Source organism: Porphyromonas uenonis DSM 23387 = JCM 13868, from assembly GCF_000482365.1.
GTDB classification, from domain to species: domain Bacteria; phylum Bacteroidota; class Bacteroidia; order Bacteroidales; family Porphyromonadaceae; genus Porphyromonas; species Porphyromonas uenonis.
Genome location: NZ_KI535306.1, coordinates 131,908 through 157,566, shown reverse-complemented (window position 1 = coordinate 157,566; position 25,659 = coordinate 131,908). Strand labels below are relative to the sequence as shown.

Below are 25,659 nucleotides of genomic sequence, written 5' to 3'. Positions count from 1 at the left end.
TCAACCATAACAAAGAGATACTATGAAGAAGATCTATATCGCCGGTATCGGTCCCGGCAGTCCAGAAGATATAACGCCCGCTGTGCATCAAGCCCTCAGAGAGGCTGATGTGGTGGTGGGGTATGCTTACTACTTTCAGTTTATCGAAGAGTACCTACACGAGGGCGCCGAGTGCATCGACACAGGTATGCGCCAAGAGCGTGAGCGAGCCAAGCTAGCTATCGAGCGAGCTGAGGCTGGACAAACGGTTTGTGTCATTAGCTCTGGCGATGCGGGCATTTACGGGATGGCGCCGCTTCTCTATGAGATGTGCGATGATCGGGGTAGTGATGTGGAGCTAGAGGTATTGCCTGGGATCTCCGCCTTTCAGAAGGCGGCTGCCCTCCTCGGGGCACCCATTGGCCATGACCTTTGCATCATCTCTCTGAGTGATCTGATGACTCCGTGGGCAATCATCGAGCGACGCGCTATCGCAGCCGCAGAGGCGGACTTCGTCACAGCAATCTACAATCCCAAGAGCATCAAGCGGTACTGGCAGCTGGAGCGTGTGCGGGAGCTATTCCTCAAGCATCGTTCACCCGACACCCCCGTAGGGCTGGTGCAACAGGCGGGGCGTCCCGACCAACGTGTCTGGACAACGACCCTACGAGAGCTAGATACGCAAGAGGTGGATATGTTTACGGTCCTCATCATTGGCAATAGTCAGAGCTTCCTCTCAAAGGGTAAGATTGTCACGCCACGAGGCTACTATCGTGACAAGGGTAGTGACGAAGAGAAGGTCGGGCAGCGTATCATGAGCGAGAGCTTTCGCACGATCCTCTCGTTACTCAAGCAGCCCGAGAGTTATCCGCTCGACCATCTCTGGGCGATGCTCCACGCGGTTCATACGACGGCTGACTTTGAGATGGAGGAGCTACTCTACAGCGACCCCAATGCGGTCTCTCGCATTTACCAAGGTTATGTCGATGGTAAGATACGAACCATCGTGACCGACGTGACGATGGTTGCCTCGGGCATCCGCAAAGGAGCCTTGAAGCGCTACGGTATTGAGGTTCTCTGCTACCTGCACGACCCTCGTGTGGCTGAGATGGCGGAGCGACTGGACATAACCCGTACACAGGCCGGCATACGGCTCGCTGTCGAGGAGCACCCCGATGCGCTCTACGCTTTTGGCAACGCACCGACGGCTCTCATGGAGCTGGCGCACCTCATTCGTCAGGGCAAGGCTCACCCCGCTGGAATTGTCGCAGCACCCGTCGGCTTCGTCCATGTGTGCGAGTCAAAGCACATGGTCAAGCCTTTCCACGACATCCCTAAGCTCATCATCGAGGGGCGCAAAGGGGGCAGCAATCTAGCGGCAACGCTGGTTAACGCAACCCTTAGCTATGGCGATGCCGAGACGCTCAAGCCTGGTCGTGACTTATGAAAATCATCCTCATAGGGCTTAGTGACGACCGAGAGCAGCGGTGGAACCCCGAGCTACTGGAGCGACTCGCTGGCGAGCGCACCTTCTCAGGAGGGGCTCGGCACCACGATATCGTCCGTGAGATCTTGCCGACGGAATATCACTGGATCGATATAACTCCGCCGATAGACGATGTGATCGAGCAGTACAAAGCGTACGACACGGTCGTCGTCTTCGCCTCGTGCGACCCCATCTTCAACGGTATCGGGCAACGCATCATGCAGCTTCTCCCCGAGGCGGAGATTGAGCTACATCCTTACTTTCACTCCCTCCAGCTCCTCGCCCATGCGGCACTGCAACCTTACCAAGATATGCACGTTGTGTCGCTCACGGGGAGACCGTGGCAAGCTTTTGACGCTGCGCTGATCTCGGGCGAACGAATGATTGGCATCTTGACCGATCGCAAGGAGCACACTCCTCAGCGCATCGCCCAGCGCATGCTCGACTACGGCTACGACAACTACCGAGCCATCGTTGGGGAGCATCTGGGCAATAGAGAGCGACAGCAGCTCTACCGTCTCTCTATTGCGGAAATGGCTGAGCGCACTTTTGCCTATCCCAACAACTTAATCCTCATTCAGACGAAGCCTTTGCCTCGTCCCTTTGGTATCCCCGATGCGGACTTCATTCCGCTGAATGGACGTGAGCGGATGATCACCAAGCGGGTGATACGTCTCGAGACGCTCTCGCAGCTAGACCTGCATCAGGCGCACGTCCTGTGGGACATCGGTTCCTGCACCGGCTCCGTCTCCATCGAGGCTCGCCTGCAGCAACCGAGCCTACAGGTGGTCGCCTTCGAGATACGTCCCGAGGGCGCCGAGCTTCTCGACGCCAATGCGCGTCGTCATCACACTCCGGGCATTACCTTCTGCGGGGGCGACTTTCTTCGTGCCGATCTTGATCCATTGCCTCAGCCCGACGCTATCTTCATTGGCGGGCATGGTGGACATTTGCAGGAGATCGTCGAGGAGGCGTGGCGTCGTCTCGCCCTAGGCGGGCGGATCGTCTTCAACTCCGTCTCGAGCGAGAGCGAGGAAGCCTTCAGACGAGCCATTGCAGCCGTCGGTGGTTCCATAGCCTCCACGACCCGTATGCAGATTGACGACTACAACCCGATAGCTGTCCTACAAGCGACCAAAAGCACACACTAGTATGTACTCACAAACACGCATAGCGATCCTCGCCATCTCTCCCGATGGCCAAGCAATCGCACTCAAAATAGCGAGCGAACTGCCCGACGTAAAGCTCTATACGACACATCAGGAGAAACCCAGCGAAGCATTCACCCTACTGCCCAACCTAGCCGAAGGAGCTAAGAGCCTCTTTGACGAGAGCGATGTCTTGCTCTTCGTCTCCGCCATGGGGATCTGCGTTCGCACCATTGCCCCACTGCTCAGAGATAAGCATCACGACCCAGCAGTTCTCTGCGTAGATACCACGGGGCGGTACGTCATCTCCGTCGCTTCGGGACACATCGGCGGCGCCAACGAGTGGACCGAGCGCATCGCACACGTACTAGGTGCCGAGCCGGTCATCACCACCCAGAGCGATCGTCAGGGCCTGTGGGCGTTAGACACCTTGGGCGCAGAGAGCGGGTGGAGTCGCGAGACCGCCGGCTGTACTATGAACGCAGCCATCACTACCTTTGTCAATAAGCGTCCCGTCGCCCTGCTTCTCGAGATGCGCTCCGAGGGTACCGCCTATCTAGAGCGCACCCATCCAGAGCATGTGGATCTCTACTACCGCTACGAGGAGATAGACCAAAGTCGCTACGACCTGCTTATCGCGGTGAGCTTTCGCCTGTTAGAGGGCTTGACCATCCCTTGTCTCTACTTCCGTCCACCGCTCCTGCACCTCGGTGTGGGTTGTCGCCATCAGGCAAATCCCGAGGGTGTCGTGGCGCATATCCTCTCAGACATTCGTGCCAAAGGCTTTGCACCCAGTGCCATCGCCACGATCAATAGCATCGAGCTCAAGCGTGGCGAGCCGATCCTCGACGAGCTCTCCCAGCACTTAGGCAAGCCTTGCCACTTCTACAGTAGCGACGAGCTAGCCACCATCGAGGTGCCCAATCCCTCGGAACGTGTCGCCACGGCCACTGGTTCGACGAGCGTCAGCGAAGCCTCCGCACTCGCAGCCAGTCAAGGTGGACTCCTTATTATAGAGAAGCAAAAGGGTTGTCTTACTCCGCAGAGCGACTTCACCTATAGCCTTGCGGTAGCTCCCGAAGGGTTGCCCCACGGGCATATAGAGATCGTTGGGGCGGGCCCGGGCGACCCAGAGCTAATCTCCGTGCGTGGCAAGCACTTCCTCGAGCGAGCCGACCTGATCCTCTATGCTGGTAGCTTAGTTCCCATTGAGCTAACCTACTATGCCAAGGAGGGTGCCACAGTGAAAAGCTCCGCCGATATGAATCTCGAGGAGCAGTTTGCCTTGATGAAGGAGTTTTACGACAAGCACGCCCTCATCGTGCGACTACATACGGGAGACCCCGCCATCTTTGGTGCCATACAAGAGCAGATGGCACTCTTTGACGAGGCCGGTATGAGTTATCATATCACGCCTGGTATCTCTTCCTTCCTAGCAGCCGCCGCAGAGCTCAGGTCTCAGTTTACCATCCCTGAGCGTGTGCAGACCATCATCCTAACCCGAGGCGGCGGTCGTACGCCAATGCCCGAGCGAGAGCAACTGCACAAGCTCGCAGCCTCGCAAAGCACGATGTGCATCTACCTCAGTGCCACCCTTGCCGAGGAGGTGCAGCGGGAGCTACTCGTTCACTATCCGCCCACGACGCCCGTGGCGGTCTGCTACAAGCTTACTTGGCCTGAGCAACGCATCTACCGTGGTCAACTCTCCGAGCTGGCGCAGATAGTTCGCGAGCATCACCTCACGCTCACCACGCTGATGGTCGTCGGTGACGCTATAGACAATCGTGCTGGGCTCTCCAAGCTCTACAATGACAACTTCAAGCACCTCTTCCGCCGATGAAAGCGCCACAGCCGATAGCAATCGTCTCCCTCGGCGCTGCCACGCCTGAGGATATCTCTATGCGTGCCTATGGCAAGCTCCAGAAGGCTGACGAGATCTATTGCCTAGGCGAAGCAGCTCACCGCATTGTCGCTGCACTGCCCGAAGGCTCCGCCCTCGCTCAGCGCTGTCAGATCCTAGAGATCCCGATGAGCAGCGACCGTACAGAGGCGATCCGCTACTACGAGCAGCTTGCCACCCGACTGATGGAGCAGCAGGGTAGGGGACTCGCTTGTAGCGTCGTCACCATCGGCGATGCCGGCACCTACGCCACGGTGCAGTATCTCGCAGACCTGCTCCGTCAGGCTCGTGCCGAGATAGAAGTCGTGCCAGGGATACCTTATTATATAGCCGCAGCGGCAGCCTTTGGTCAAGGTCTGGTGCGTCAAGACGAGTCGCTCCTCGTGCTGAGCAAGGTTTTCAGTAGCTCTCAGCTCCGTGAGGCACTTTCGATGGAAATTACTGTGGTAGTGATGAAGCTCTCGCGCTGTGCTGACATCGTTTGTGAGGTCATAGCCGAGGACAACTATGACTTCATCTATGCCGAGCATCTAGGCAATCCCGCTCTAGAGCTACTCACCAGTGACCGTGACACATTCCTCGCCCGTCAGCCCATCCCTTACTTCTCCCTCATCATCATACGTCCTAGCCGAAGGGTTCCCCACCTGTATGTGAAGATAGTGCAAGGGCAATAAGACCGACAAAGGAGCCTGCGCTCTGCTGCACGCCTTGTCGCCTGTAAGCCTCCCAATATGTAGTGCAAGTCTACTGGCCAGAAGATTCGTGGGTTGCTGGACAATACTTTTTTTTACTACCTTTGTGGTGTAAAAGCTACTCTAACCGAATCCGCTTTTCTTTTGGTTAGGTTGCCTGCCTCTGTTAGTTTATCCAGTTGGTTTATGAATAGATATCTGGCAATCGTTGCACAGCTCTTAGTCCTGCTGCTTCCCGCTACGTTGATGGCGCAGAGCGTGACCCCGGCCGACTCGCTCTCGGTTGTTAATCTTGACGAGGTGGTCGTGACGGGCACGGGAACAAACTACCTCCTCAAGAATGCGCCTGTGCAGACGGAGATCATCAATGCCAAGACGCTAGAGAGCTACGGATCGGCAACCCTCACGGAGATACTATCGGGGCTGATCCCGTCGATAGACTTTAGTCATAGCGATATGGGTACAGCTATGCAGATGGGCGGGCTGGGAGACCGTTATATCCTCATCCTCGTCGATGGTAAGAGGCTCATGAGCGACCTCGGGGGGCAAACGAATCTAGATATGGTTGACCCGACACGCATCGAGCGTATTGAGGTGGTGAAAGGAGCTTCCTCCGCGCTTTACGGTAGCGACGCCATAGCGGGTGTCATCAACATCATCACCAAGAAGAGCCGCGACAATCTATCCATAGACAATAGCACGCGTGTCGCCTCTTATGGAGTGATCAATCAGTCCAACGCTTTTCAGTATAGGGTGGGCGACTGGACGACGCTGACTGACTTTAATCTAAAGCACTCTGACGGTTGGCAAAACACAACCTACGAAAACCCCAACCGCTACGAAAAGCCTGTAACCAACTCGGTCAACAACACCTCAAATCCCTATCTAGACTGGCAGATAGGGCAACACCTCTACTGGCGACAGGGCAAGCCTCTCTCGGCTTATGTCGAGGGCAACTACTATCGCAAGGATATCCACCGCCCGACGGGTGTGCCCGACTACAAGACCTACGACTTCCGCTATCACAACACCTCCGCAGGTGCAGGTATGCGCTGGCAGACCCCACAGGGAGCTGTCCTGACGGCTCAGATGCAGTACTACAGGCACGCCTATTACTACGTCTACACAGGTGAAACTTGGGCTAAGGAGTTCCTGCCAGATGGCAAGGAGCTCAGCTTCCCCTACTTCCCTGGAAATGTAGGGTTGCAGAGCAATCAGCAGCGCATCACGACAGAGCTCAAGGGGGTCTTCGCACTTCCCTTCGATCAGCGACTTAGCGCTGGTTTAGACCTACACCACAACTGGCTCATAGCACCACGCCGACTGGACGAGAATCGGGTTAATGACTTTCAGGCGGGCTTCTACCTACAGGATGAGTGGACACCCACGAGGAACTTCAATCTCACCGCAGGAGCTAGGCTAACCTACCACCCAGCCTTTGGGGCGAAGTTTACCCCCAAGGTCTCTCTCCTCTACAAGCTAGGCCCTGTCAATCTGCGTGCTACCTACTCCGAAGGCTTTAAGACTCCTACGATCAAGGAGCTCCACTATCGATACGTTCGCCAGATGGCGATGGTCATACTCCACCTTGGCAATCCCAACCTCAAGGCGCAGACTAGTCGCTATGTCTCAGCTAGCGTAGAGTACCACAACCCGCTAGTCAACGTGAGTGCTACGGGCTATGCCAACTTCCTTGACAATATGATCACCCTCGTGACGATCCCAAGTCGAGAGGCTCCTGGTGATCTCATCGCATCCTACAGACCAGCTCGCGTGCGTCAGTACAAGAATATGGACAGCGCCAAGACTTATGGTGCTGATGTCACCGCCAAGTGGCGCATCTATAAGCAGTGGACGCTAACCACCAGCTATAGCTACCTTGACACAGAGGCACTCCTCTACGATGACGAGAAGCAAGAGATGCGCCAGGTCACAATCGATGGTATGGCACACCACCGTGCCACTGTGGGGCTGTCGTGGAGCGAAGCCTTCCTCCAGCAGCGCTACAAGCTAGCCGTAGGACTATACGGACGTATGCAGAGCACCCGTTACTATCAGGATGATGGCAATGGCAAGCCCTATCACCTATGGCGTCTCAACACGCAGCAGACGATCATACCCAATGAGAACTGGTCTCTCGACCTCAACATTGGCGTGGACAACCTGCTCAATTATTATGAGACCACACCACACGGTCTGCACTACGGTACCTCTACGCCAGGGCGCACACTCTACATGACCATGAGCGTACACTTCGGGCGAGCCAAGCAGATCACACCGACCAAGCGCTCCTCCCGTCGCTCGCGCTCTCAGGAGGATGAGGAGGATTAGAAAAATATTGTTCCCCACGCTTAGCGTACACTACACTTTATCAAGCCAACACACACACATATAAAATCACTTATAACCCTATCAACAATGAAGAAGCTATTAACAATCTTATCACTCTGCGCTCTAGGACTAACCCTCCTGACTTGCGTAGGTTGTACAGAGGACGACAACAACCTAGCTCTCTCAAATCACGACAAGAAGCTACAGGCTGTTACCAAGGAGGTGAAGGCAAAGAAGACCACAGACAAGGCTCTACTCCTCGTCTCTTTCGGTAGTACCTGGGATAAGCCTCAGCAGACCTTTAAGAAGGTACAGGAGGCCTTTAAGAAGAAGTTCCCCGACAGAGACCTCTACTTCGCTTTTACCTCTGAGATCTGCATGACACGTTGCGCTCAGAAGGGGTGGAACTACTACGCACCCAAGTTCTATCTAGAGGCTCTTGGAGTTGCTGGGTACAAGGACATCGCAGTACAGTCACTACACATCGTACCTGGTGAGGAGTTCCTACGTATCCAGAACTGCATTAAGGACTTCCGCAACGATGGTGATCACCCTGAGTTCGCCAAGACAACCGTCTACCTTGCTGGTCCACTACTAGAGAGCGATGATGACTGCAAGACCGTTGCTGCTGAGCTTCACAAGATCTATGGCAAGGCTGTTGCTGATAACAAGCTCGTTAGCTTCATGGGACACGGTAATCCTGAGAACATGAACTACGGACGCGGTAACTCTCGCTACCTCAAGATCGAGGAGGAGCTACAGAAGCTCAACAAAAACTACTTCGTCGCTACCGTCGACATGGAGGGCAACCTGGTAGAAAACTTGATCGCTCGCGCTAAGAAGGCTGGCAAGACCAAAGGCACGATGCTCCTACACCCGCTCATGTCTATCGCTGGTGACCATGCCAACAACGACCTCAAGGGTGGTGTCGATCCTCAGAATCCTGAGGAGGGAAGCTGGCGCTATGAGATGAACAAGGCTGGCTATAAGTGCACCCTAGATGACTGCACGATGAACGGACTAGCTGACTATCCCGCTATCGTCAACGTCTGGATAAGCCACATGGAGAAGGCGCTCGCTGGCAAGCCTCTCTACACTCCCGAAGAGGACGAGAAGTAATCTCAAGCACATCACTAAGTGACTGTGGAGGCTCTCCACATGCTCACGGTGGCATCATGTAATCAGTCCCCCATATACACTGTTCGTATATGGGGGACTGTGCTATTTAGAGAAACTTGCTACACACCCTCCGTATGACACCCACACCTCTTGAGACTGTTGCAAAAGTCAACAGTCTCACAATCTTGCTTGCAAGATTGTCCTGACTTTGCAGAAAGGATGAGGCGCAAGGCGCTGAGGGTAAGGTCTGAAGGGAGCATACCTCCGTATGTGACTGTTGCAAAAGTCAACAGTCTCACAATCTTGCTTGCAAGATTGTCCTGACTTTGCAGAAAGGATGAAGTGCAAGGCGCTGAGGGTGAGGTCTGAATGGAGCATACCTCCGTATGTGACCGAAGCCGAGTTCCGAAAGCAACACAGCGATTCGCCTTTATGCAACAGTCTCCTCTTGAAGAAGCCTCCGCACTGCTCGCACAGCTGGAGCAGCGTCGGGAGCCAGCCTATGCCGACTTTATGGCACTACGCACCAAAGTCTCCTCACGACCCGAGAGCGTCCTCGGCATTAGTATGAAGTGGCTCCGACAAGCCGTAAAGCAGCTCAGTCGCTTGCTCACACTCGACGAGGCCATCAAGCTACTTCACGAGAGAGCCCTCGCATGGTATGAGTACAAGATCATCTTCGGCGGGGTCATCGGTCGTTTAGCTACTCCTAATAAGGGGCTACCGCTCCTCTATCCCCTCTGCGATGGCTGGGCTGTGCCTGACTACTACAAGGAACTCCTCGCAAGCTGGTCGAGTAGGGGAGAGACAGAGCGCCAGATAGTCCTCCGCTCGATAGCTGAGCATGCTCACGACGCCAATCCCTACGCACGTCGGCTTACCATCGTTGCTTGGCTGGACCTCATACGTCACGGCTTAGCCACCCCTAGAGCTGCACTAGACCATGTCGTCCCATTGCAACACGACGATGCGTACTACGTCCAGATGGCTATAGCGTGGCTCCTTGCCGAGATGACGCTCACTGGCGAGCCCTCCCTCACGGAAGCCATCCGCACGGAGATCACCGACGCCACCGTGCTACGTATGTACCAGCAGAAGCTCCGCGACTCTCGTCGCATCTAATCTCTAACCTCTAATCGAATTCCTACCTAGGAATTTGCCCAATAAGTACCTAGAAATTTGCCCAATTCCTACCTAGGAAATAAAAAATACTTCGGAGGAATCAAATGAAACTTCGGAGGAATCAAATGAAACTTCGGAGGAATCAAAAAATAAGTCCGAAGAATTTGGCCATTTCCTAGGTAGCAATTTGCCAAATTCCTAGGTAGGAATGAAAATTAGAGGTGAGAGAGCGTGTTTAGGTGCCCGTACTTTTCCGAAGAAGATGTATCTTTGGGGGTCTAATCTTAGCGATATACATGTGAGCTTATGCAACGATTCACACGGTCTGCTCTACAGCGACTACTAATCCTCTCTACGATAGCCATCCTATGGTCCTCCTACACGCTCTCAGCACAGAGCATCACGGCAGCGCGGATCAATGAGGTGATGATAGATAATGTAGATAACTACATAGACAGCTACGGCAAGCGTAGCCCTTGGATCGAGATATACAACTCCTCAGCGGGGACAATCGACCTGGCGGGATGCTTCCTGACGAACGATCCGCAAGACCTTAAGAAGTATATGATCCCCAAGGGAGACATACTGACGATCATCAAGCCTCGGCAGAGTGTGGTCTTCTTTGCAGATGAGATGCCGCTACGGGGTACCTTTCACTTGAACTTCACCTTAACGCCAGAGTCGCCTCACTACCTGGCTCTAGTCAGTAGCGATGGCACCTCTATCATTGATGAGGTGGAGATACCAGCAGCAATCCCCGCTAATCACTCCTATGCACGTATTGATGATGGCGTGCGGACGATAGCTCCAGCGGAGGCGTGGCATATCACGCAGCACACGACGCCGGGGTCCAACAATGTGGTCAAGGACAAAAACGAAAAGATCAACCGCCTACAAGAGGCTGATCCAAATGGCTTTGTTATGACTATAACAGCTATGCTAGTTGTTTTCTCAGGTCTCCTGATTCTCTTCTTAGCTTATAAACTAGTCGGAATCGTGGCTATGCGTATTGAAGAACGTAAGGAGAGCCTTCACAATCGAGTACACAGAGAGCCTACGACGGTAGCCAGTACGACGGATGATCCGCTCGTGGCTGTCGCCATCTCACTCGCTCTGACCACAGAGTTGCAGCTGGGCGGTGGTGAGGCTCCTGGGCAACTAACTATACGACCTCGCACGCAGGCTTATGAGCCGTGGAGTGATAAGAGTCAGATGATGCGTCCTACGGTGGAGTGCAAGCGTCTGAAAGCGTGATACGAACCTAAGCGATTAACGAGATAGCCTTATGAATTTCTGGAACTTCCTTGTTGACAATATAGAGATCTTCTCTACCTACACCGGCTTTGCCAATGTGACGACGGGTCACGTGATCATGATCCTAGTCGGTGCCCTATTTATCTTCCTAGGCATACGCTTTAGGTTCGAACCTCTGCTCCTGATCCCGATAGGCTTTGGTATGCTAATCGGCAATATACCCTTTAAGGATGCGGGTCTGCAGATCGGCATTTACGAGGAGGGCTCTGTCCTCAACATCCTCTACCAAGGAGTGAGACAGGGGTGGTACCCGCCACTGATCTTCCTCGGTATCGGAGCGATGACAGACTTCTCGGCTCTGATCTCCAATCCTAAGCTGATGCTGATCGGTGCGGCTGCGCAGTTTGGTATCTTTGGCGCTTATATGATTGCTTTGCAGCTGGGCTTCGAGCCAAACGCTGCGGGTGCTATCGGTATCATTGGCGGTGCTGATGGCCCTACGGCTATCTTCCTCTCGTCCAAGCTGGCGCCCGACCTACTCGGTGCTATCGCTGTCTCGGCTTACTCCTATATGGCGCTGGTACCGATCATACAGCCGCCCTTCATGCGTCTGCTGACAACTAATAAAGAACGACGCATCAGGATGAAGGCTCCCCGCAAGGTGTCTCGTATAGAGCGTATCCTCTTCCCGATCTTTGGTCTGCTCCTGACGGGCTTTCTCGTTCCATCAGGCTTGCCTCTACTGGGGATGCTCTTCTTCGGCAATATCCTCAAGGAGAGTGGCGTCTGCGATCGTTTAGCTCGCACGGCTCGTGAGCCACTCATCGACGTAATCACCATCCTACTAGGTGTGACGGTGGGTGCCTCGACACAGGCGACGCACTTCCTCACGCTTGACTCGGTGAAGATCTTTATGCTCGGTGCCCTCTCCTTTATTATAGCCACCTGCTCGGGGGTACTTTTTGTCAAGGTGATGAATCTCTTCCTCAAGGAGGGTAACAAGATCAATCCGCTGATCGGCAATGCGGGCGTATCGGCAGTTCCTGACTCGGCTCGCATATCGCAGATCGAAGGCGTCAAGTACGACCGGACGAACTACCTGCTGATGCACGCGATGGGTCCGAACGTGGCTGGCGTCATCGGCTCGGCCGTAGCTGCGGGTGTCCTCCTCGGCTTCCTCTCGTAGAGCTCTATGAATAGCCCCGCTATCAGGACTCTAAGTCTCTAGTAGGTTATTTTGTATCTTTGCGGGCAAGGGTGTGCCAAGAGGTCTACTAGGGGCGTTGTGGTACGCTTTTTGAGAGGTGAACTAGAAAGAGATCATAGATGAATAAACATATTAGACGTCCCCTAGGGACTCCCTCACCTAACCCTCAGGGGTCGGATCCACGACGTGGCAAGCGTCGCTTTAATCCGATGTGGATCTACCTATCGGCTGTGCTCATACTGCTCATGCTCTTTTTCTTGCCGTCTGAGCAACCGACTAATAATAAGGAGGTGGGATGGACTGAGTTCCAGCAATTGCTCCGCAAGGAGGTCGCTACCAAGGTGGAGGTCAACCGCACCAAGGGAATTGCTATCGCTACGCTCGATCCCAAGAAAGTGGGTTTGGTCTACAGCGAGCAGGAGCTACAAAACCTGGAGCAGCGAGGCTTCCCCTTCCGTATGGTCCAGACGAAGTATCAAGTCAAGTGCGTACCCCCATCGGTGGATCGCTTTGACGAATTTGTCGAGAAGGAGGGTATCGCTGTAGAGGTTCAGTATAAGACGGAGAGTGCCAGCTTTTGGATAGTCCTTCTCAACTGGGCTCCGCTGATTCTGATACTTGTTTTCTGGATATGGATGTTTCGTCGTATGAACGCCGGCCCTGGCGGCAAAGGTGGTGGCCCTGGCGGGGTCTTCAACGTGGGCAAGTCCAAGGCTAAGCTCTATGACAAGAATGAGTCGCACGTCACCTTCGACGATGTGGCGGGACTACACGAAGCTAAGCAGGAGCTGCAGGAGATTGTTGAGTTCCTCAAGAATCCTGACAAGTACACCAAGCTAGGCGGTAAGATCCCCAAGGGAGCGCTCCTCGTAGGTCCTCCAGGGACTGGTAAGACGCTCTTTGCGAAGGCGGTCGCTGGCGAAGCGCACGTGCCGTTCTTCTCCATCTCGGGTTCGGACTTCGTGGAGATGTTCGTCGGTGTAGGTGCCTCTCGCGTTCGTGACCTCTTCAAGCAGGCGAAGGAGAAGTCGCCCTGTATCATCTTCATCGACGAGATCGACGCTGTGGGGCGTGCTCGTAGCAAGAACGCCGGCTTCAGCAGTAATGATGAGCGGGAGAACACGCTCAACCAGCTCCTCACCGAGATGGACGGCTTCGATGGCAATAGCGGCGTGATCATCCTCGCAGCGACGAACCGTGTGGACATCCTTGACAAGGCGCTCCTACGTGCTGGGCGCTTTGACCGCCAGATCTACGTAGACCTACCCGACCTGAACGATCGTAAGGAGATCTTCCTCGTACATATGAAGGGGCTCAAGCTAGGCGCAGACGTAGATGTGGATCAACTATCGCGACAGACACCAGGCTTCTCGGGAGCTGACATAGCAAACGTCTGCAACGAGGCTGCGCTCATAGCGGCTCGCCACGACAAGCAGGCGATCGAGAAGCAAGACTTCATGGATGCGGTGGATCGTATCATAGGTGGTCTGGAGAAGAAGAACAAGATTATCACTGAGGATGAGCGTCGTAGCATCGCCATTCACGAGGCGGGACACGCTACCATCAGCTGGATGACGGAGTATGGCAATCCCTTGGTCAAGGTCACCATCGTGCCTCGTGGCAAGGCGCTTGGCGCTGCTTGGTATATGCCTGAGGAGCGACAGATCACCCACACGCAGGTGCTCCTCGATGAGCTCTGCTCGCTACTGGGCGGTCGTGCGGCTGAGGAGCTTTTCCTCGATCGCATCTCGACGGGTGCCGCCAACGACCTAGAGCGTGTCACCAAGCTCGCCTACGCTATGATCACCTACTACGGTATGAGTGACAAGCTCCCCAACCTCAACTACGCCGACTCGCAGAGCGACGGCTATAACTTCCAAAAGCCTTACAGTGAGGAGACGGCGGTCATCATCGACCAGGAGGTTTCCAAGCTTATTGCCACACAGTATGCCCGTGCCAAGGAGATCCTGACACAGTATGCCGAGCAGCATCACCAGCTGGCGCAGCTACTCCTAGAGCGCGAGGTGATCTACACGGAAGATGTGGAGAGGATCCTCGGCAAGCGTCAGTGGATCTCACGCTCGGACGAGCTCGATGCGCTCAACGAAGCTGCGCGCGCCAAGCGACTCGCTAGTGCCACCCCTCCACCCTACATTAAAAAGGAGGATGACCACCCTACGCCCGCTCCCTCAGATGAGGAAAAAGATGAGGAGCCTACAGAAAGCGAATAGCCCTATCTAGACAGTCGGACAGAGATACTCACTACCCGAGCGTTTCTGCCCGACTTACTTATTAAGACCTACGCAACTCACGACAATTACTGAATACAACGCTACCATGTCGAACTTCACCACCCGCCTTGTCTCGGGAACTATATATGTAGCACTCATCGTGCTAGTCCTAGCCCTCCCCATAGTTTTGGGATTATGGGTATTGCTCTCCTTCTTTGCGGTGGCAGGGCTCATTGAGTTCAACCGACTCACGGAAGTCAACCGCCCCTACATCTTCCGCATCGTGCTAGACTGCGCAGCGGCCGTCTGGCTTCTCTACGCCACGGCGCAGTATGGCATGGCGATTAGCCAAGGCATAGGCATTTTTATCCCTTACATGCTCTACCTGCTCTATGTCGTCTGTCGCTCCACATTCCTCCCGCACCAGGCTATGCTCCCCAGTCTCGGCAACAGCCTCATAGGGCAGCTCTACATAGCGGTGCCTCTCGCGCTAGCCATCAGACTGACGCTTGTGGCCGATCCCTTCTCCTCCATGACGCAGTACAACGGGCTGCTCCTCCTCGCCATCTTCATCTTCATATGGGTCAATGACACGGGCGCATACCTCGTCGGCTCACGATGGGGCAAAAGAAGACTGGCTCCCAACATTTCACCGAAGAAGAGTGTCGAAGGCTCCATCGGGGGGCTCCTCCTCGTCCTCCTCTCAGCAGTCATCCTGCGCCTCCTTCTATTCCCAGAGCTAAGCTGGCTACACATCTTGCTCATCGCTGCAGTAGTCGCCATCTTCGGCACCATCGGCGACCTCTTTGAGAGTAGCCTCAAGCGTCAGGCAGGTGTCAAGGATTCGGGCAAGCTCATCCCGGGTCACGGTGGCATCCTCGATCGCATAGATAGCCTGCTCCTAGCGGTGCCTGCCGTCTACCTGCTCCTCGCCTTCCTCGATTTATACTAAAGCTGTGAAAGTGCCCCGACCACTACGCTCCATACTAGCCGATAGCGGTCTACTCCTCTCTGTCGGTGTCGGGGTACAGTTGATAGCCCTGCTCCTCCTACCCTGGATCAGCAGACTATACGCACCAGACACGCTAGGCGACCTAGCACTCATCCTCTCCATCGCCACGCTCCTGAGCATCGCTGTGGGAGGGCGCTACGAGCAGGCTATCGTCGTCTGCCAAGAGCCACTAGAGCGAAACCATTTGCTACGGCTCACCCTGTGGATTACAGCTCTAGCGACACTCCTCTTACTCGCCCTCGCCCCAGCCATTGATCCGTGGATCGGAACCACCCGCTACGCCTCCCTGCAGGGCAAGCTCTGGCTCATCCCGCCCGTCGTCTGCGCCTTGGGACTATGCGCCACGCTAAGTAATTACGCGCTAAGCCTAGGACACTTCAAGCGCATCGCCACCAGCAAGGCAGTGCAGGGACTAGGCAATAATGGTCTCAAAGTGGGCTTCGGACTCCTTGCCCCCTCCGTCTGGAGCTTGTGGTGCGCCCAAATAGCATCGACGCTGCTCTCGCTCATTCCACTCCTGCGACCACTCAAGTTTCGTAGGCAAGCGAAGACTTCGACCAGTCGTCTTCAGCTAAAGCTTGTGGCTCGAAAGTACAGAGTCTTCCCGCTCTTTAGCCTTCCTCAAGCAGTCATCACCACCCTCCTCGGTTCGCTGCTCATTCTGTTCCTACCACTAGGCTATACCACCGTAGAGGTGGGACTGGTCTCTATGGCAACGATGCTGGCACGTCGTCCCATACAGCTCATCGCAGATAGCATCAGTCAGGTCTACTTCAACCGCCTCTCGGTAGCACACCATGCGCAGGCTCCTTGGCGACCGCTCATCCGTCCGCTCCTCATGGTAACGCTCGTCGTAGGTCTCCCCACGCTCCTACTCCTCTGGTGGGCTATGCCCTATCTCGTCAGTTGGCTCTTAGCACCCGAGTACGCCGCCTGCACAGCGATCATACGCGCCATGCTGGTCTACCTGCTCGTCCTCTTCTTCACCTCCATCATCAACGTCATCCCTGACATCATCGGGCGACAAAGAGCACACCTACAGTTCCAACTGCTCAACCTCCTCCTGCAGGTTGCCCTCCTGGTGCTCCTCATCTACGTCTTGCGCGCTCCCTTCATCGAGGCCGTCTCCACTTATTACCTCGTCATCGCACTCTACCACGTAGTCTATGGAGGCTGGCTCCTCTACCTCGTACGCCAGCACGACCAGCGCCTCCTGCAGGCCTAGAGACCGCAAATCTCATCATAAGCTAGTTCAATATATTGACAAGTAGCGCCCCCCTCAGGTCGTTGCTCGTCCCTTCTTGTCCCCTTCTACAGAGCTCTTATTAGTTTCATATAGGTGAAACTGGAGTTTCATACGGAAGAAACTAGAGTTTCATACGGAAGAAACTGGAGTTTCATACGGGTGAAACTTTTGTTCCAGAGGGGTTGAAACTTTAGTTTCACCCTGTTGGAACCAATGTCTCAGGCGTTTTTAGGGGAATGTACACACAGCAAGTCTCACGAGTAGTCCTTTGCAAACACACAAACCGTCAGAACGCACGGATGCTGCGTCCTGACGGTTTGCGTCAGTAGGTATCGCTATTTGTATTAGAAGCTAGGCAGAGGGGTCTGCGACTAGACGTCTCTTCTACCCCTTGGTGGCGGCCTGGACGACGTTGAGCACGTAGTCACCCAGCTGCTCGTAGTAGCCTACGAGATCCATATAGCTTACGGACTCGGGGTAGTCGTACTTCTGCGTACGGACGTTGTCCATGTTTTGCGCTTTCAGCAAGGTGCGCAGGTCGTTGAGTTGCTTCTCCAGTGTATAGCTCTCACGAGCGTCACTCTCTGTGAGCTTGTCACGACGGAGTAGTTCGGTCATCTTGAGCGCTGTCTCGGTTGCGATGATATGGATCTGGAGGAGGTTGTTTCGCACGGTGTCTGTATAGTTCTTGCCCAACTGGTGGTATCGATTGATCTCACGCGCTATGCCCACTGCGGCATCAGCGACGCTCTCTATCTCGGTTGCCACACGGTAGTAGACGAGGATATCACTCTGCGAGTCCTTGCCCAGCTCGGTGTGGGAGATCTTGTTGAGGTAGTCCGCTATCTCGACCTCGACAGCATCAGAGATGTCCTCCTCTTGCTCGCACTTGTTGTAGAGCTTCTTGAGCTCGACGGGGCTTTCCGTCTTGAGCATACCCTCACAGTACGACATCATATGCGTAACTCGGCTGGCGTACTCGGCCAATTCCTGCTGTACCTGTAGTAGTCCGATCTCACCCGTCGGTAGGATACCAGCACGTATGTAGCGTAGGTGTGTCTGCTCTGTAGTCCCCTTCTTAGACTTCTTCATTGGGATGGCACGCTTGCAGATCTTTACGTAGACTGGTACGAACCAAATCATCACGAAGGCATTCAGCAAGTTGAAGGTAGTATGGAAGAGTGACAGTCCGATCGAGACCGTCGTGGCGAGACTCACGATCTGCGCCTGTATTGCTGCTAGCGAGGGATCGGCTAGGGGTTCTGCCGAGGCGATGGCGCTCATACTGGCGGGGTCGTAGATCTGGCTGAGCTGATTGGTGTACTCGTATAGGTCACGAGGATCTCCTACGCCCATATGGACGAGCCAGTTGGCGATCATATTGGTAAAGGGGTAGAAGAAGATCAAGACGAGTAGCACGCCGAAGACATTGAAGAGCAGGTGTGAGAGTGCCGCACGCTTTGCATTGATATTAGCACCGAGGGCTGCCAGATTGGCCGTGATGGTAGTACCGATGTTTTCGCCCAGGATCATCGCCGTAGCGATCTCGAAGGGGATCCAGCCCTTGGAGCACATGATGAGTGTGATCGCCACCGTGGCACTGGAGGACTGCACCACCAGCGTCATAATGGTACCTATTAAGAGGAAGAGCAGGATAGACCCAAAGCCCATATCGGTGTAGCCCTGCAGGAAGGCGAGCGCCTCGGGATGGCTCTGCAGGTCGGGCATAGAGTCTTTGAGAAACTGCAGGCCGAGGAAGAGGAGCGAGAAGCCGATGAGAAACTCTCCGAGCGAATTGAGCTGCTCCCGCTTCATATAGATAAGCGGTATAGAGACTGCAAAGAGCGGTATCGCAAACGTTGATATATCTATCTTAAAGCCAAAGAGCGTGATAACCCATGCTGTGACGGTCGTACCAATGTTGGCACCCATAATGACCGAAATGGCCTGTCCTAGCTGGAGAAGCCCGGCATTGACAAAGCTAACGACCATCAGTGTCGTAGCACTAGACGACTGAACCAAGGCTGTCACCAAGACACCTGTGAAGAGCCCTAAGACTCGCCAAGAGGTCATCGCTGAGAGGATCTGGCGCATCCTATCGCCCGCAGCCTTTTGGATGCCTTCGCTCATGATCTTCATACCAAAGAGGAAGAGTCCTAGCGATCCCAGCAGATAGATAAAGTCAAACAGAGTAAACGTCATGAGTATATCGTTGTTTGTATGTCATTTATCGAGCGAAAGCTCCCCGCGCCCAAGCTATTGCTCAGGCTGAAGGCACATAGTCACAGGTCGCTCCTATGTGACTGAGCCATCTCGTGTGACCGATTATAGTCTCTTGGTGACAGCTATTTTGTAACTTCGTACCGCAAAGGTAGCGATTTTAGACTGCCTAGCCTAACCCTTTGGATTAAATCTTCCCATTCTCATGGAAAATCTATCTATATACTGCACCAATCTCGATGAATACCTGAGCGTCCCCCCAGGGGCTACGCTCTATCAGATAGCACAGAGCTACCGCACGACGCTCGGCTTCGAGCCGGTCAATGCACGAGTCAACAATCTTACCGTGCCCCTCGACTGGAGGCTCCGCGAGTCCTGTCAGGTGGAGTTCGTCGGTCTCACCGAGGAGAGCGGTCGGCACACTTATCTGCGCTCTCTCTGTCTCCTCTTTGCCAAGGCTCTCCACGACGAGCTGCCCCACTACCATCTGAGCGTACGCCACTCTCTCTCGGGGGGCTACTTTAGCGTAGTCAAGTGCGGCGACAAGGGAATTACGGAGGAGCAACTAACCCTAGTCAAGCGACGCATCGATCATCTCATTGCGGCTGACCTGCCCTTCGAGCGTCGCACCGTGCCGGCTGAGGAGGCGGTGCAGATCTTTACTGCCATGGGAGAGATGGACAAGGTCGACCTCATCACCTCCAGCGGACAGCCATACGTCACTTACCACTATCTCGATGGCTATCCCGACAACTACTACGGCTCGCTACTCCTCTCCACAGGACAAGTACAGCTCTACGACCTCGTCCCATATCTCGGAGGCGTACTGATACGTGTACCCTCGATAGTCAAGCCTACAGAGCTAGCCCCCTTCGAGCCTCAGCAACCGATGCGTGAGGTCTTTGACAAGCAGTCTCGCTTGCTCAAGCTCCTTGACGTTAGCTATGTGGGCAGTCTAAACAAAGCGATCGCCTCGGGTCACTTCTCCGAGATCGTACAGGTTGCCGAGGCTGCACAGGAGAAAGAGATAGCCGCCATAGCCACTGAGATAGCCGAGGCGTACGAAAAGGGCGTACGCATCGTACTCGTGGCGGGACCCTCCTCATCGGGCAAGACCACCTTTACCAAGCGGCTTCGTCTGCAGCTCATGGCGAACTACCTTCGTCCCCATCAGCTCTCGCTCGATAACTATTTCGTCGCTCGTGAGTTCACCCCTCTAGATGACAAGGGCGAGTACGACTATGAGCACATTGAGGCACTAGACCTAGAGCTCTTTGCGAGTGATCTGCGTCGCCTCTTGGCAGGCGAACTGGTTGACATGCCGATCTTCGACTTTAACCAAGGCGCTAGAGTCTATCAGAAGGAGCTCCTACAGCTGGGTGAGGGTGACCTGCTCCTCATCGAGGGAATTCATGCGCTCAATCCAAGACTTATCCCCGAGGATCTACAGCCTCTGACCTACAATATCTATATCAGCGCCCTCACCGCCATCGGTCTGGATGCGCACAACCGTATCCCCAGCACCGACATTCGTCTGCTGAGGCGCATGGTGCGAGACCACAAGTATAGAGGTTACTCAGCCATCGACACCATCAGTCGCTGGCACAGTGTGCGGGCTGGTGAGGAGCGATGGATCTTCCCCTACCAGCAGAGAGCCAACGTCCTCTTCAACAGCGCCCTCATGTACGAGGTCGCCGTCCTCAAGACGCTTGCCGAGCGCATCCTTTACCAGGTCCCCGCTTGTGTTCAGGAGTACAGCGAGGCTCGCCGCCTGCTGCGCTTCCTAGAGCATGTGCGCCCCGCACCCTTTGACGAGGTGCCCTCGACCTCCCTCCTTCGTGAATTCGTCGGAGGTAGTTCATTTCACTATTGACCCCACAGCTATGAGCAAGAAAAAGAGCAAAGCCCCCTCCACGGGTGGCATCGTCTACAGCACCGATCCCGACTGGACGCCACAAGCCGAGAGCCTCGAGGTAGAGACCCTGCCTGCCGCTCAGCAGCGACTACGCATCGAGTACTCACGAGCCGGACGTGCGGGCAAGGAGGCACTCATCATCAGAGGCTTCGTCGGCTCTGACAGCGACCTTACAGATCTCGCACGCCAGCTCAAGCAGTCGCTCGGTTGTGGTGGCTCCACACGTGATGGCGAGATATTGATCCAGCAAAACAATAAGGAGAAGCTCATCAAGCTCCTCCAGTCCAAAGGGTACAAAGACACGAAGTAAAAAAACTACCTCGCTATGCCTATAGAGAAAACCTCTATCCTAGAGATGCAGCGCCTCACTACAGAGGAGTACCACACTGCTCCGAAGGTGCCTCTCACCATCCTCCTCGACAATGTACGTAGTATGCACAATGTCGGGTCCATCTTTCGTACGGCAGACGCCTTTCGCCTAGAGGAGCTCCTCCTCGTTGGCATCACAGGCTGTCCTCCTCACCCGCTCCTTCACAAGACTGCCATCGGTGCCGAGGAGGCGGTACCCTGGCGACACCTAGACTCCGCCATCGAGGCGCTAGAGCAGTACAGACAGGAAGGACGTACCATCCTAGCTCTCGAGCAGACCCACCAGAGCATCACCCTCGGCAGCCAGCCAGCGCTAGACGACCGTGGAGCCGTGCTGATCGTGGGCAATGAGGTGCACGGCGTCTCTGACGAGGTGATCCAGTACGCCGACTACTGCCTCGAGATCCCTCAGTACGGCACCAAGCACTCGCTCAATGTGAGCGTCGCCACTGGCATAGCCATCTACGACCTCTGCACCCCTTATCTCGAGAAGCCCCACAGCTTAACCTAGTCGCAAGAGCTATATCAATCTTTTTCTGTAGCTTTGCCGTATAGAAAATCAGATACACTAGCACTATGGAAGAAAACATGATCGCCTATATCGGCACCAACGCAGGGCTCATCTGGAATGCTCTCGACAAGCTCGGCAAGATGGACATCAAGCAGCTCAAGAAAGCGACCAAGATACGTACCGAGAAGGACATCTACGCAGCGCTCGGCTGGCTCGCCAAGGAGGAGAAGCTCATCTTCGTCTACGAAGACGGCACGCTGCTCGTCTCACTACGCTAATATCTGCCTAGATAGCTGACTAGTAGACTAGCCTAGATGCCGCAAATAGGGTAGCCCTACGAATCGTTATTCGTGAGATTGGCAAAATTGAGGTCATACGAACGCTTGCTAATTCAAAGATTATTCTTACCTTTGCAGACGCAAACCTCGCTGCGGTCGTGGCGGAATTGGTAGACGCGTTAGACTTAGGATCTAATGCCGCGAGGTGTGTGGGTTCGAGTCCCACCGACCGTACAACGATAGAGAGACCTATCTGACACCCCTCATGGGAGCAGATAGGTCTCTCTCTTTTTTATTGCTGGCTATATAGAGACTGTTGCATAAAGGCGAATCGCTGTGTTGCTTTCGGGCTTCGGCTTCGGTCACATACGGAAGTATGCTCTCTTCAGACCTCACCCTCAGCGCCTTGCGCTTCATCCTTTCTGCAAAGTCAGGACAATCTTGCAGGCAAGATTGTGAGACTGTTGACTTTTGCAACAGTCTCATATAAGACCGGGAGCTTCTCCTGTCTAGGAAACGGGGACTTTTGTGAAAATGAGGGAGCTGGACTATTCGTTGCGCAGCTGCTCACGGAGGAGCTGCTGGCGGCTTTTGCTGCGGGTCACCATGAAGACACCGAGCAGGATGAGGATAGCGGAGGCCACTTTGGCGAGTGTGAGTTGGTCTTGCCCCATCATGACGGCCAGTAGCGAGGCGATGACGGGGATGCCGTAGTTGTAGATGCTGACGACGGTGGGACGCAAGCCTCGCTGTGCGAAGAGCAACAAGAGGTAGGCGACGAAGGTGGCACCCACGACGACAAAGGCTAGCTGCCCGTAGAAGGTGGCGTCAAAGGTACTCCACTCAGTGCGCATCATGTCACGCAGGCCCATCGGTGCGGAGCCGAGTAGGGAGATGACGAAGAGCCACTTCATCAAGGTGACGGGGTGGTACTTCTGTATGAGGGTCTTGAAGGAGGTGAGGTAGATGGCGTAGGAGACGGTTGCCGTGGCGCAGATCAGGTCGCCGAGCGTAGAGCCTGCGGTGGAGGAGCCATTGGAGGATACGAGGAGCAGAGCGCCTGAGGCTCCGACGAAGACTCCGATCCCCTTGAGTCGTGTGATCGGCTCCTTGAGCACGACAGCCGCAAGAAGCATGGTGACGATAGGACCCAGCGTGGCGACGAGAGACTGATTGACGGGCGAGGTCATTGACATGCCAATGGCAAAGAGTCCCTGGTTGAAGAAGATTCCAGTCAGGGAGGCTAAGGCCATTTTGCCCCAGTCCTTGCGGTCGATGCGCTCTCGTGGCACCCAGATCGAAGCGATCCAAAAGAGTATCGTGGCGCCTAGGAAGCGACAGAACATGTGCGTATATGGAGTGAGCCCCCCACCAAGGAGTGCCTTGGTGAAGGGCCCATTGATTCCAAAGATAATGGTGACGCAGAGCATCACGAGATGTAGTCTCCAGCGAGATCTCATTGCTATAGTATGGAGCGTTCTTAGAAGATTAGCTTGCCACACTGGCTGCAGTGTGTAGGCTCTTTGCCTAGAAGACGATTACGTACGATGCCCTCGATGCGATCCTGTAGATCCTCTAGGGGCATGAGCGCGATGACATCTCCGACGAAGGCTACGCTCAGCATGACCCGTGCCTCGTGCTCGGGGATGCCTCGCTGCATCATATAGAAGAGCGCCTCCTCGTCTAGGTGTCCTGTAGCCATACCGTGCGAGCACTGGACATCGTCAGCGTAGATCTCTAGCTGGGGCTTGCTGTACATGCGAGCTTCAGAAGAGAGGAGCATATTGCGGTTGCTCTGGTAAGCTTCGGTCTGCTGTGCCGACTGAGCTACGAAGATGCGCCCCGAGAAGGCTCCCGTGGATTGCTCCTCGAGGAGGTTCTTGAAGAGCTGCGTACTATGACACTTTGGCTTGATATGCTCGACACGGGTGAAGGTGTCGACGTGCTGTGTGCCATTGGTCACAGCAACTCCGCCTAGTATCTGCTCGGCACGCTCCCCGAGGAAGCGCGTTCGGAAGCTATTGCGTGTGATCCCATTGTTGAGCGTATAGGCAGCGAGGGTCACTTGGCTCTCTGCCCCTTGGCGCAGGAAGTAGGTGCAGGTGCGATGCGTCTGGTGGCTGTTCTCCTCCATATCGAAGAGCTTGAGCTGAGCACCATCACCGACGTAGATCTCGGCAACTTGGTTGATGAGGAATTTGGTCCGGTCTATCGTATGGTCGCAGACGAGGATAGAAGCCTCAGCACGATCCCCGAGGATGATGAGCCAGCGACGAATGCAGAGGAGTGGCTCCTGAGCGTGGAGTAGCTGTACGAGCTGCACGGGCTGCTCGAGCTGCATGCCGTCGGGAACGTAGAGGACGAAGGCGTCCTGTACGAAGAGCGTGTTGAGCGCGATGGTGCCGTCGGTGTCAACCTCGGCTATCTGCCCATAGTAACGCTCTGCCAGGTCTGGGTACTCCTTGACAAACTCTTTGATGGAGCCGACGAAGACTCCTTCGGGGAGCTTACGCTTTTGGTTAGCGTAGTGGGTGTAGAGGTAGTTGCTGTTGAGAGCGCTCGCCTTGATGGTGAGCTCATTGACCGATAGGTCGCAACTATACTGTGGAAGCTGCTTATGCCCTGCGGGGGCTAGGTCTAGCTCCTGTAGATTGATTCCATAGTCGGGAGCGTAGAGTGACTCAATGTCTATACGCTGCCAATCCTCCATACCTCGCTGGGGCAAGGCGTACTCGCTCAGAGCCTCCAGTGCGAAGTCTCGCTGCGCTTGTAGCACGGGTAAACTGTGCTGATCAATGTAATCCTGCTGAGACTGGTAAAGGTCTAGGTACTGCAGGTGCGCTGTGGGTGGTTGCTTACGTGGACTCATTGCTTCTCCTCTTTAGCTACCTCTTCCTTGATCCAGTCGTACCCTTCGTCCTCTAGCCTGAGGGCTAGCTCGGGTCCGCCCGATGTGACGATCCGACCTTTGTATAGGATATGGACAAACTGCGGCTTAATGTAGTCCAGCAGTCGCTGGTAGTGGGTGATGACGACGCAAGCGCTGTCGGGACGCTGGAGCGTGTTGACTCCGTGAGCGACAGCTCGTAGAGCGTCAATGTCTAGTCCGCTGTCGGTCTCATCGAGTATCGAGAGCCGTGGCTCGAGGACTGCCATCTGAAAGATTTCATTGCGCTTCTTCTCACCGCCGGAGAAGCCCTCGTTGACCGAACGCTTGAGGAGACGATCGTCGAGACCGACCACCTCGCGCTTCTCTTTTAGCATCTTGAGGAATTCGCCTGCGGGCATTGGCTTTTCGCCCTGAGTCTTGCGACGCTCATTGAGAGCTGAGCGCATGAAGTTGACCATGCTCACGCCTGGTATCTCTACGGGATACTGGAAGCTGAGGAAGAGACCCGCGTGTGCTCGCTCTACTGCATCCATAGCCAGCAGGTCCTGACCAAGGTAGGTCACTTCGCCAGAAGTTACGGTAAAGGCGGGGTGCCCTACGAGGACGGACGAGAGGGTGCTCTTGCCACTTCCGTTGGGTCCCATGATAGCGTGTGTCTCACCCTCACGGATGGTGAGGTTGATCCCTTTGAGTATTTCCTTGTCGCCTATGTTGGCGTGGAGATTCTTTATGTCGAGTATTACGTTGCT

20 protein-coding genes and 1 tRNA gene are annotated in these 25,659 nt (G+C 54.8%); 17 read left to right on the top strand and 4 right to left on the bottom strand.

Annotated features, from left to right (window positions below):
• The first annotated feature begins 22 nt into the window (after positions 1-22).
• The 12 genes from cobJ to L215_RS0104255 all read left to right on the top strand — a co-directional run bounded on the left by cobJ (position 23) and on the right by L215_RS0104255 (position 16,706).
• Positions 23-1,426, top strand: coding sequence for a precorrin-3B C(17)-methyltransferase (cobJ, locus tag L215_RS0104310; protein ID WP_025883756.1), 1,404 nt, complete (start codon positions 23-25; stop codon positions 1,424-1,426).
• Complete coding sequence (locus tag L215_RS0104305) at positions 1,423-2,616, top strand: bifunctional cobalt-precorrin-7 (C(5))-methyltransferase/cobalt-precorrin-6B (C(15))-methyltransferase (protein WP_025883757.1); 1,194 nt, start codon at positions 1,423-1,425, stop codon at positions 2,614-2,616. The genes cobJ and L215_RS0104305 overlap by 4 nt, the downstream gene beginning before the upstream one ends.
• A 1-nt stretch (position 2,617) precedes the next feature.
• A complete protein-coding gene (gene cobM, locus L215_RS0104300; RefSeq protein ID WP_027451400.1) occupies positions 2,618-4,453 on the top strand; it encodes a precorrin-4 C(11)-methyltransferase in 1,836 nt (611 codons plus the stop codon).
• A complete protein-coding gene (locus L215_RS0104295) occupies positions 4,450-5,187 on the top strand; it encodes a precorrin-2 C(20)-methyltransferase (RefSeq protein ID WP_025883758.1) in 738 nt (245 codons plus the stop codon). Before cobM ends, L215_RS0104295 begins: the two co-directional genes overlap by 4 nt.
• Positions 5,188-5,391: 204 nt before the next feature.
• Positions 5,392-7,536, top strand: coding sequence for a TonB-dependent receptor plug domain-containing protein (locus tag L215_RS0104290; RefSeq protein ID WP_025883759.1), 2,145 nt, complete (start codon positions 5,392-5,394; stop codon positions 7,534-7,536).
• A gap of 87 nt (positions 7,537-7,623) precedes the next feature.
• A complete protein-coding gene (locus L215_RS0104285) occupies positions 7,624-8,655 on the top strand; it encodes a sirohydrochlorin cobaltochelatase (RefSeq protein WP_025883760.1) in 1,032 nt (343 codons plus the stop codon).
• Positions 8,656-9,087: 432 nt separating this feature from the next.
• On the top strand, positions 9,088-9,777 hold the full coding sequence (locus L215_RS0104280) for a DNA alkylation repair protein (protein WP_027451398.1): 690 nt from the start codon (positions 9,088-9,090) through the stop codon (positions 9,775-9,777).
• 306 nt (positions 9,778-10,083) lie between these two features.
• A complete protein-coding gene (locus L215_RS0104275) occupies positions 10,084-11,031 on the top strand; it encodes an OadG family transporter subunit (RefSeq protein WP_025884332.1) in 948 nt (315 codons plus the stop codon).
• A 31-nt stretch (positions 11,032-11,062) separates the two neighbouring features.
• A complete protein-coding gene (locus tag L215_RS0104270; RefSeq protein ID WP_025884331.1) occupies positions 11,063-12,217 on the top strand; it encodes a sodium ion-translocating decarboxylase subunit beta in 1,155 nt (384 codons plus the stop codon).
• A 140-nt stretch (positions 12,218-12,357) separates the two neighbouring features.
• Positions 12,358-14,469, top strand: coding sequence for an ATP-dependent zinc metalloprotease FtsH (gene ftsH, locus L215_RS0104265; RefSeq protein WP_027451397.1), 2,112 nt, complete (start codon positions 12,358-12,360; stop codon positions 14,467-14,469).
• A 106-nt stretch (positions 14,470-14,575) separates the two neighbouring features.
• Positions 14,576-15,421 carry a phosphatidate cytidylyltransferase gene (locus L215_RS0104260; protein WP_025884329.1) on the top strand — a complete coding sequence of 282 codons (846 nt, stop codon included), beginning with the start codon at positions 14,576-14,578 and terminating at the stop codon, positions 15,419-15,421.
• A 4-nt stretch (positions 15,422-15,425) separates the two neighbouring features.
• Positions 15,426-16,706 (top strand): lipopolysaccharide biosynthesis protein, encoded by a 1,281-nt coding sequence (locus L215_RS0104255; RefSeq protein WP_238296698.1) that lies wholly within the window; start codon positions 15,426-15,428, stop codon positions 16,704-16,706.
• Positions 16,707-17,111: 405 nt separating this feature from the next.
• On the opposite strand, the gene L215_RS0104250 is transcribed toward L215_RS0104255, so the two are convergent.
• Complete coding sequence (locus L215_RS0104250; protein WP_027451396.1) at positions 17,112-18,929, bottom strand: Na/Pi cotransporter family protein; 1,818 nt, start codon at positions 18,927-18,929, stop codon at positions 17,112-17,114.
• Positions 18,930-19,152: 223 nt separating this feature from the next.
• Between L215_RS0104250 and L215_RS0104245 the strand changes: the two genes are divergently transcribed.
• The 5 genes from L215_RS0104245 to L215_RS0104225 all read left to right on the top strand — a co-directional run bounded on the left by L215_RS0104245 (position 19,153) and on the right by L215_RS0104225 (position 22,254).
• The gene (locus L215_RS0104245; protein WP_025884371.1) at positions 19,153-20,820 is read left to right on the top strand and encodes a nucleoside kinase; all 1,668 of its coding nucleotides are present in this window, start codon (positions 19,153-19,155) and stop codon (positions 20,818-20,820) included.
• 10 nt (positions 20,821-20,830) lie between these two features.
• On the top strand, positions 20,831-21,172 hold the full coding sequence (locus L215_RS0104240; RefSeq protein ID WP_025884370.1) for a translation initiation factor: 342 nt from the start codon (positions 20,831-20,833) through the stop codon (positions 21,170-21,172).
• Between the two features lie 15 nt (positions 21,173-21,187).
• The gene (locus L215_RS0104235) at positions 21,188-21,742 is read left to right on the top strand and encodes an RNA methyltransferase (protein ID WP_027451395.1); all 555 of its coding nucleotides are present in this window, start codon (positions 21,188-21,190) and stop codon (positions 21,740-21,742) included.
• 77 nt (positions 21,743-21,819) lie between these two features.
• Positions 21,820-22,020, top strand: a complete 201-nt coding sequence (locus L215_RS0104230; RefSeq protein ID WP_025884367.1) for a winged helix-turn-helix domain-containing protein — start codon at positions 21,820-21,822, stop codon at positions 22,018-22,020.
• 152 nt (positions 22,021-22,172) lie between these two features.
• Positions 22,173-22,254 (top strand) — tRNA-Leu (locus tag L215_RS0104225).
• 314 nt (positions 22,255-22,568) lie between these two features.
• Here L215_RS0104225 and L215_RS0104220 read toward each other — a convergent pair.
• The 3 genes from L215_RS0104220 to sufC are packed head-to-tail and all read right to left on the bottom strand — an operon-like array spanning position 22,569 to position 25,650.
• Positions 22,569-23,480 carry a DMT family transporter gene (locus L215_RS0104220; protein WP_025884069.1) on the bottom strand — a complete coding sequence of 304 codons (912 nt, stop codon included), beginning with the start codon at positions 23,478-23,480 and terminating at the stop codon, positions 22,569-22,571.
• 20 nt (positions 23,481-23,500) lie between these two features.
• On the bottom strand, positions 23,501-24,889 hold the full coding sequence (gene sufD / locus L215_RS0104215) for a Fe-S cluster assembly protein SufD (protein WP_025884071.1): 1,389 nt from the start codon (positions 24,887-24,889) through the stop codon (positions 23,501-23,503).
• Positions 24,886-25,650 carry a Fe-S cluster assembly ATPase SufC gene (sufC, locus tag L215_RS0104210; RefSeq protein ID WP_027451393.1) on the bottom strand — a complete coding sequence of 255 codons (765 nt, stop codon included), beginning with the start codon at positions 25,648-25,650 and terminating at the stop codon, positions 24,886-24,888. The genes sufD and sufC overlap by 4 nt, the downstream gene beginning before the upstream one ends.
• Between the last annotated feature and the right edge of the window lie 9 nt (positions 25,651-25,659).

Excerpts from the sequence above, each read along its gene's own strand:
- cobJ (WP_025883756.1), top strand. The coding sequence starts at position 23 with ATGAAGAAGATCTATATCGCCGGTATCGGTCCCGGCAGTCCAGAAGAT.
- L215_RS0104305 (WP_025883757.1), top strand. The coding sequence starts at position 1,423 with ATGAAAATCATCCTCATAGGGCTTAGTGACGACCGAGAGCAGCGGTGG.
- cobM (WP_027451400.1), top strand. The coding sequence starts at position 2,618 with ATGTACTCACAAACACGCATAGCGATCCTCGCCATCTCTCCCGATGGC.
- L215_RS0104295 (WP_025883758.1), top strand. The coding sequence starts at position 4,450 with ATGAAAGCGCCACAGCCGATAGCAATCGTCTCCCTCGGCGCTGCCACG.
- L215_RS0104290 (WP_025883759.1), top strand. The coding sequence starts at position 5,392 with ATGAATAGATATCTGGCAATCGTTGCACAGCTCTTAGTCCTGCTGCTT.
- L215_RS0104285 (WP_025883760.1), top strand. The coding sequence starts at position 7,624 with ATGAAGAAGCTATTAACAATCTTATCACTCTGCGCTCTAGGACTAACC.
- L215_RS0104280 (WP_027451398.1), top strand. The coding sequence starts at position 9,088 with ATGCAACAGTCTCCTCTTGAAGAAGCCTCCGCACTGCTCGCACAGCTG.
- L215_RS0104275 (WP_025884332.1), top strand. The coding sequence starts at position 10,084 with ATGCAACGATTCACACGGTCTGCTCTACAGCGACTACTAATCCTCTCT.
- L215_RS0104270 (WP_025884331.1), top strand. The coding sequence starts at position 11,063 with ATGAATTTCTGGAACTTCCTTGTTGACAATATAGAGATCTTCTCTACC.
- ftsH (WP_027451397.1), top strand. The coding sequence starts at position 12,358 with ATGAATAAACATATTAGACGTCCCCTAGGGACTCCCTCACCTAACCCT.
- L215_RS0104260 (WP_025884329.1), top strand. The coding sequence starts at position 14,576 with ATGTCGAACTTCACCACCCGCCTTGTCTCGGGAACTATATATGTAGCA.
- L215_RS0104250 (WP_027451396.1), bottom strand. The coding sequence starts at position 18,929 with ATGACGTTTACTCTGTTTGACTTTATCTATCTGCTGGGATCGCTAGGA.
- L215_RS0104245 (WP_025884371.1), top strand. The coding sequence starts at position 19,153 with ATGGAAAATCTATCTATATACTGCACCAATCTCGATGAATACCTGAGC.
- L215_RS0104240 (WP_025884370.1), top strand. The coding sequence starts at position 20,831 with ATGAGCAAGAAAAAGAGCAAAGCCCCCTCCACGGGTGGCATCGTCTAC.
- L215_RS0104235 (WP_027451395.1), top strand. The coding sequence starts at position 21,188 with ATGCCTATAGAGAAAACCTCTATCCTAGAGATGCAGCGCCTCACTACA.
- L215_RS0104230 (WP_025884367.1), top strand. The coding sequence starts at position 21,820 with ATGATCGCCTATATCGGCACCAACGCAGGGCTCATCTGGAATGCTCTC.
- L215_RS0104220 (WP_025884069.1), bottom strand. The coding sequence starts at position 23,480 with ATGAGATCTCGCTGGAGACTACATCTCGTGATGCTCTGCGTCACCATT.
- sufD (WP_025884071.1), bottom strand. The coding sequence starts at position 24,889 with ATGAGTCCACGTAAGCAACCACCCACAGCGCACCTGCAGTACCTAGAC.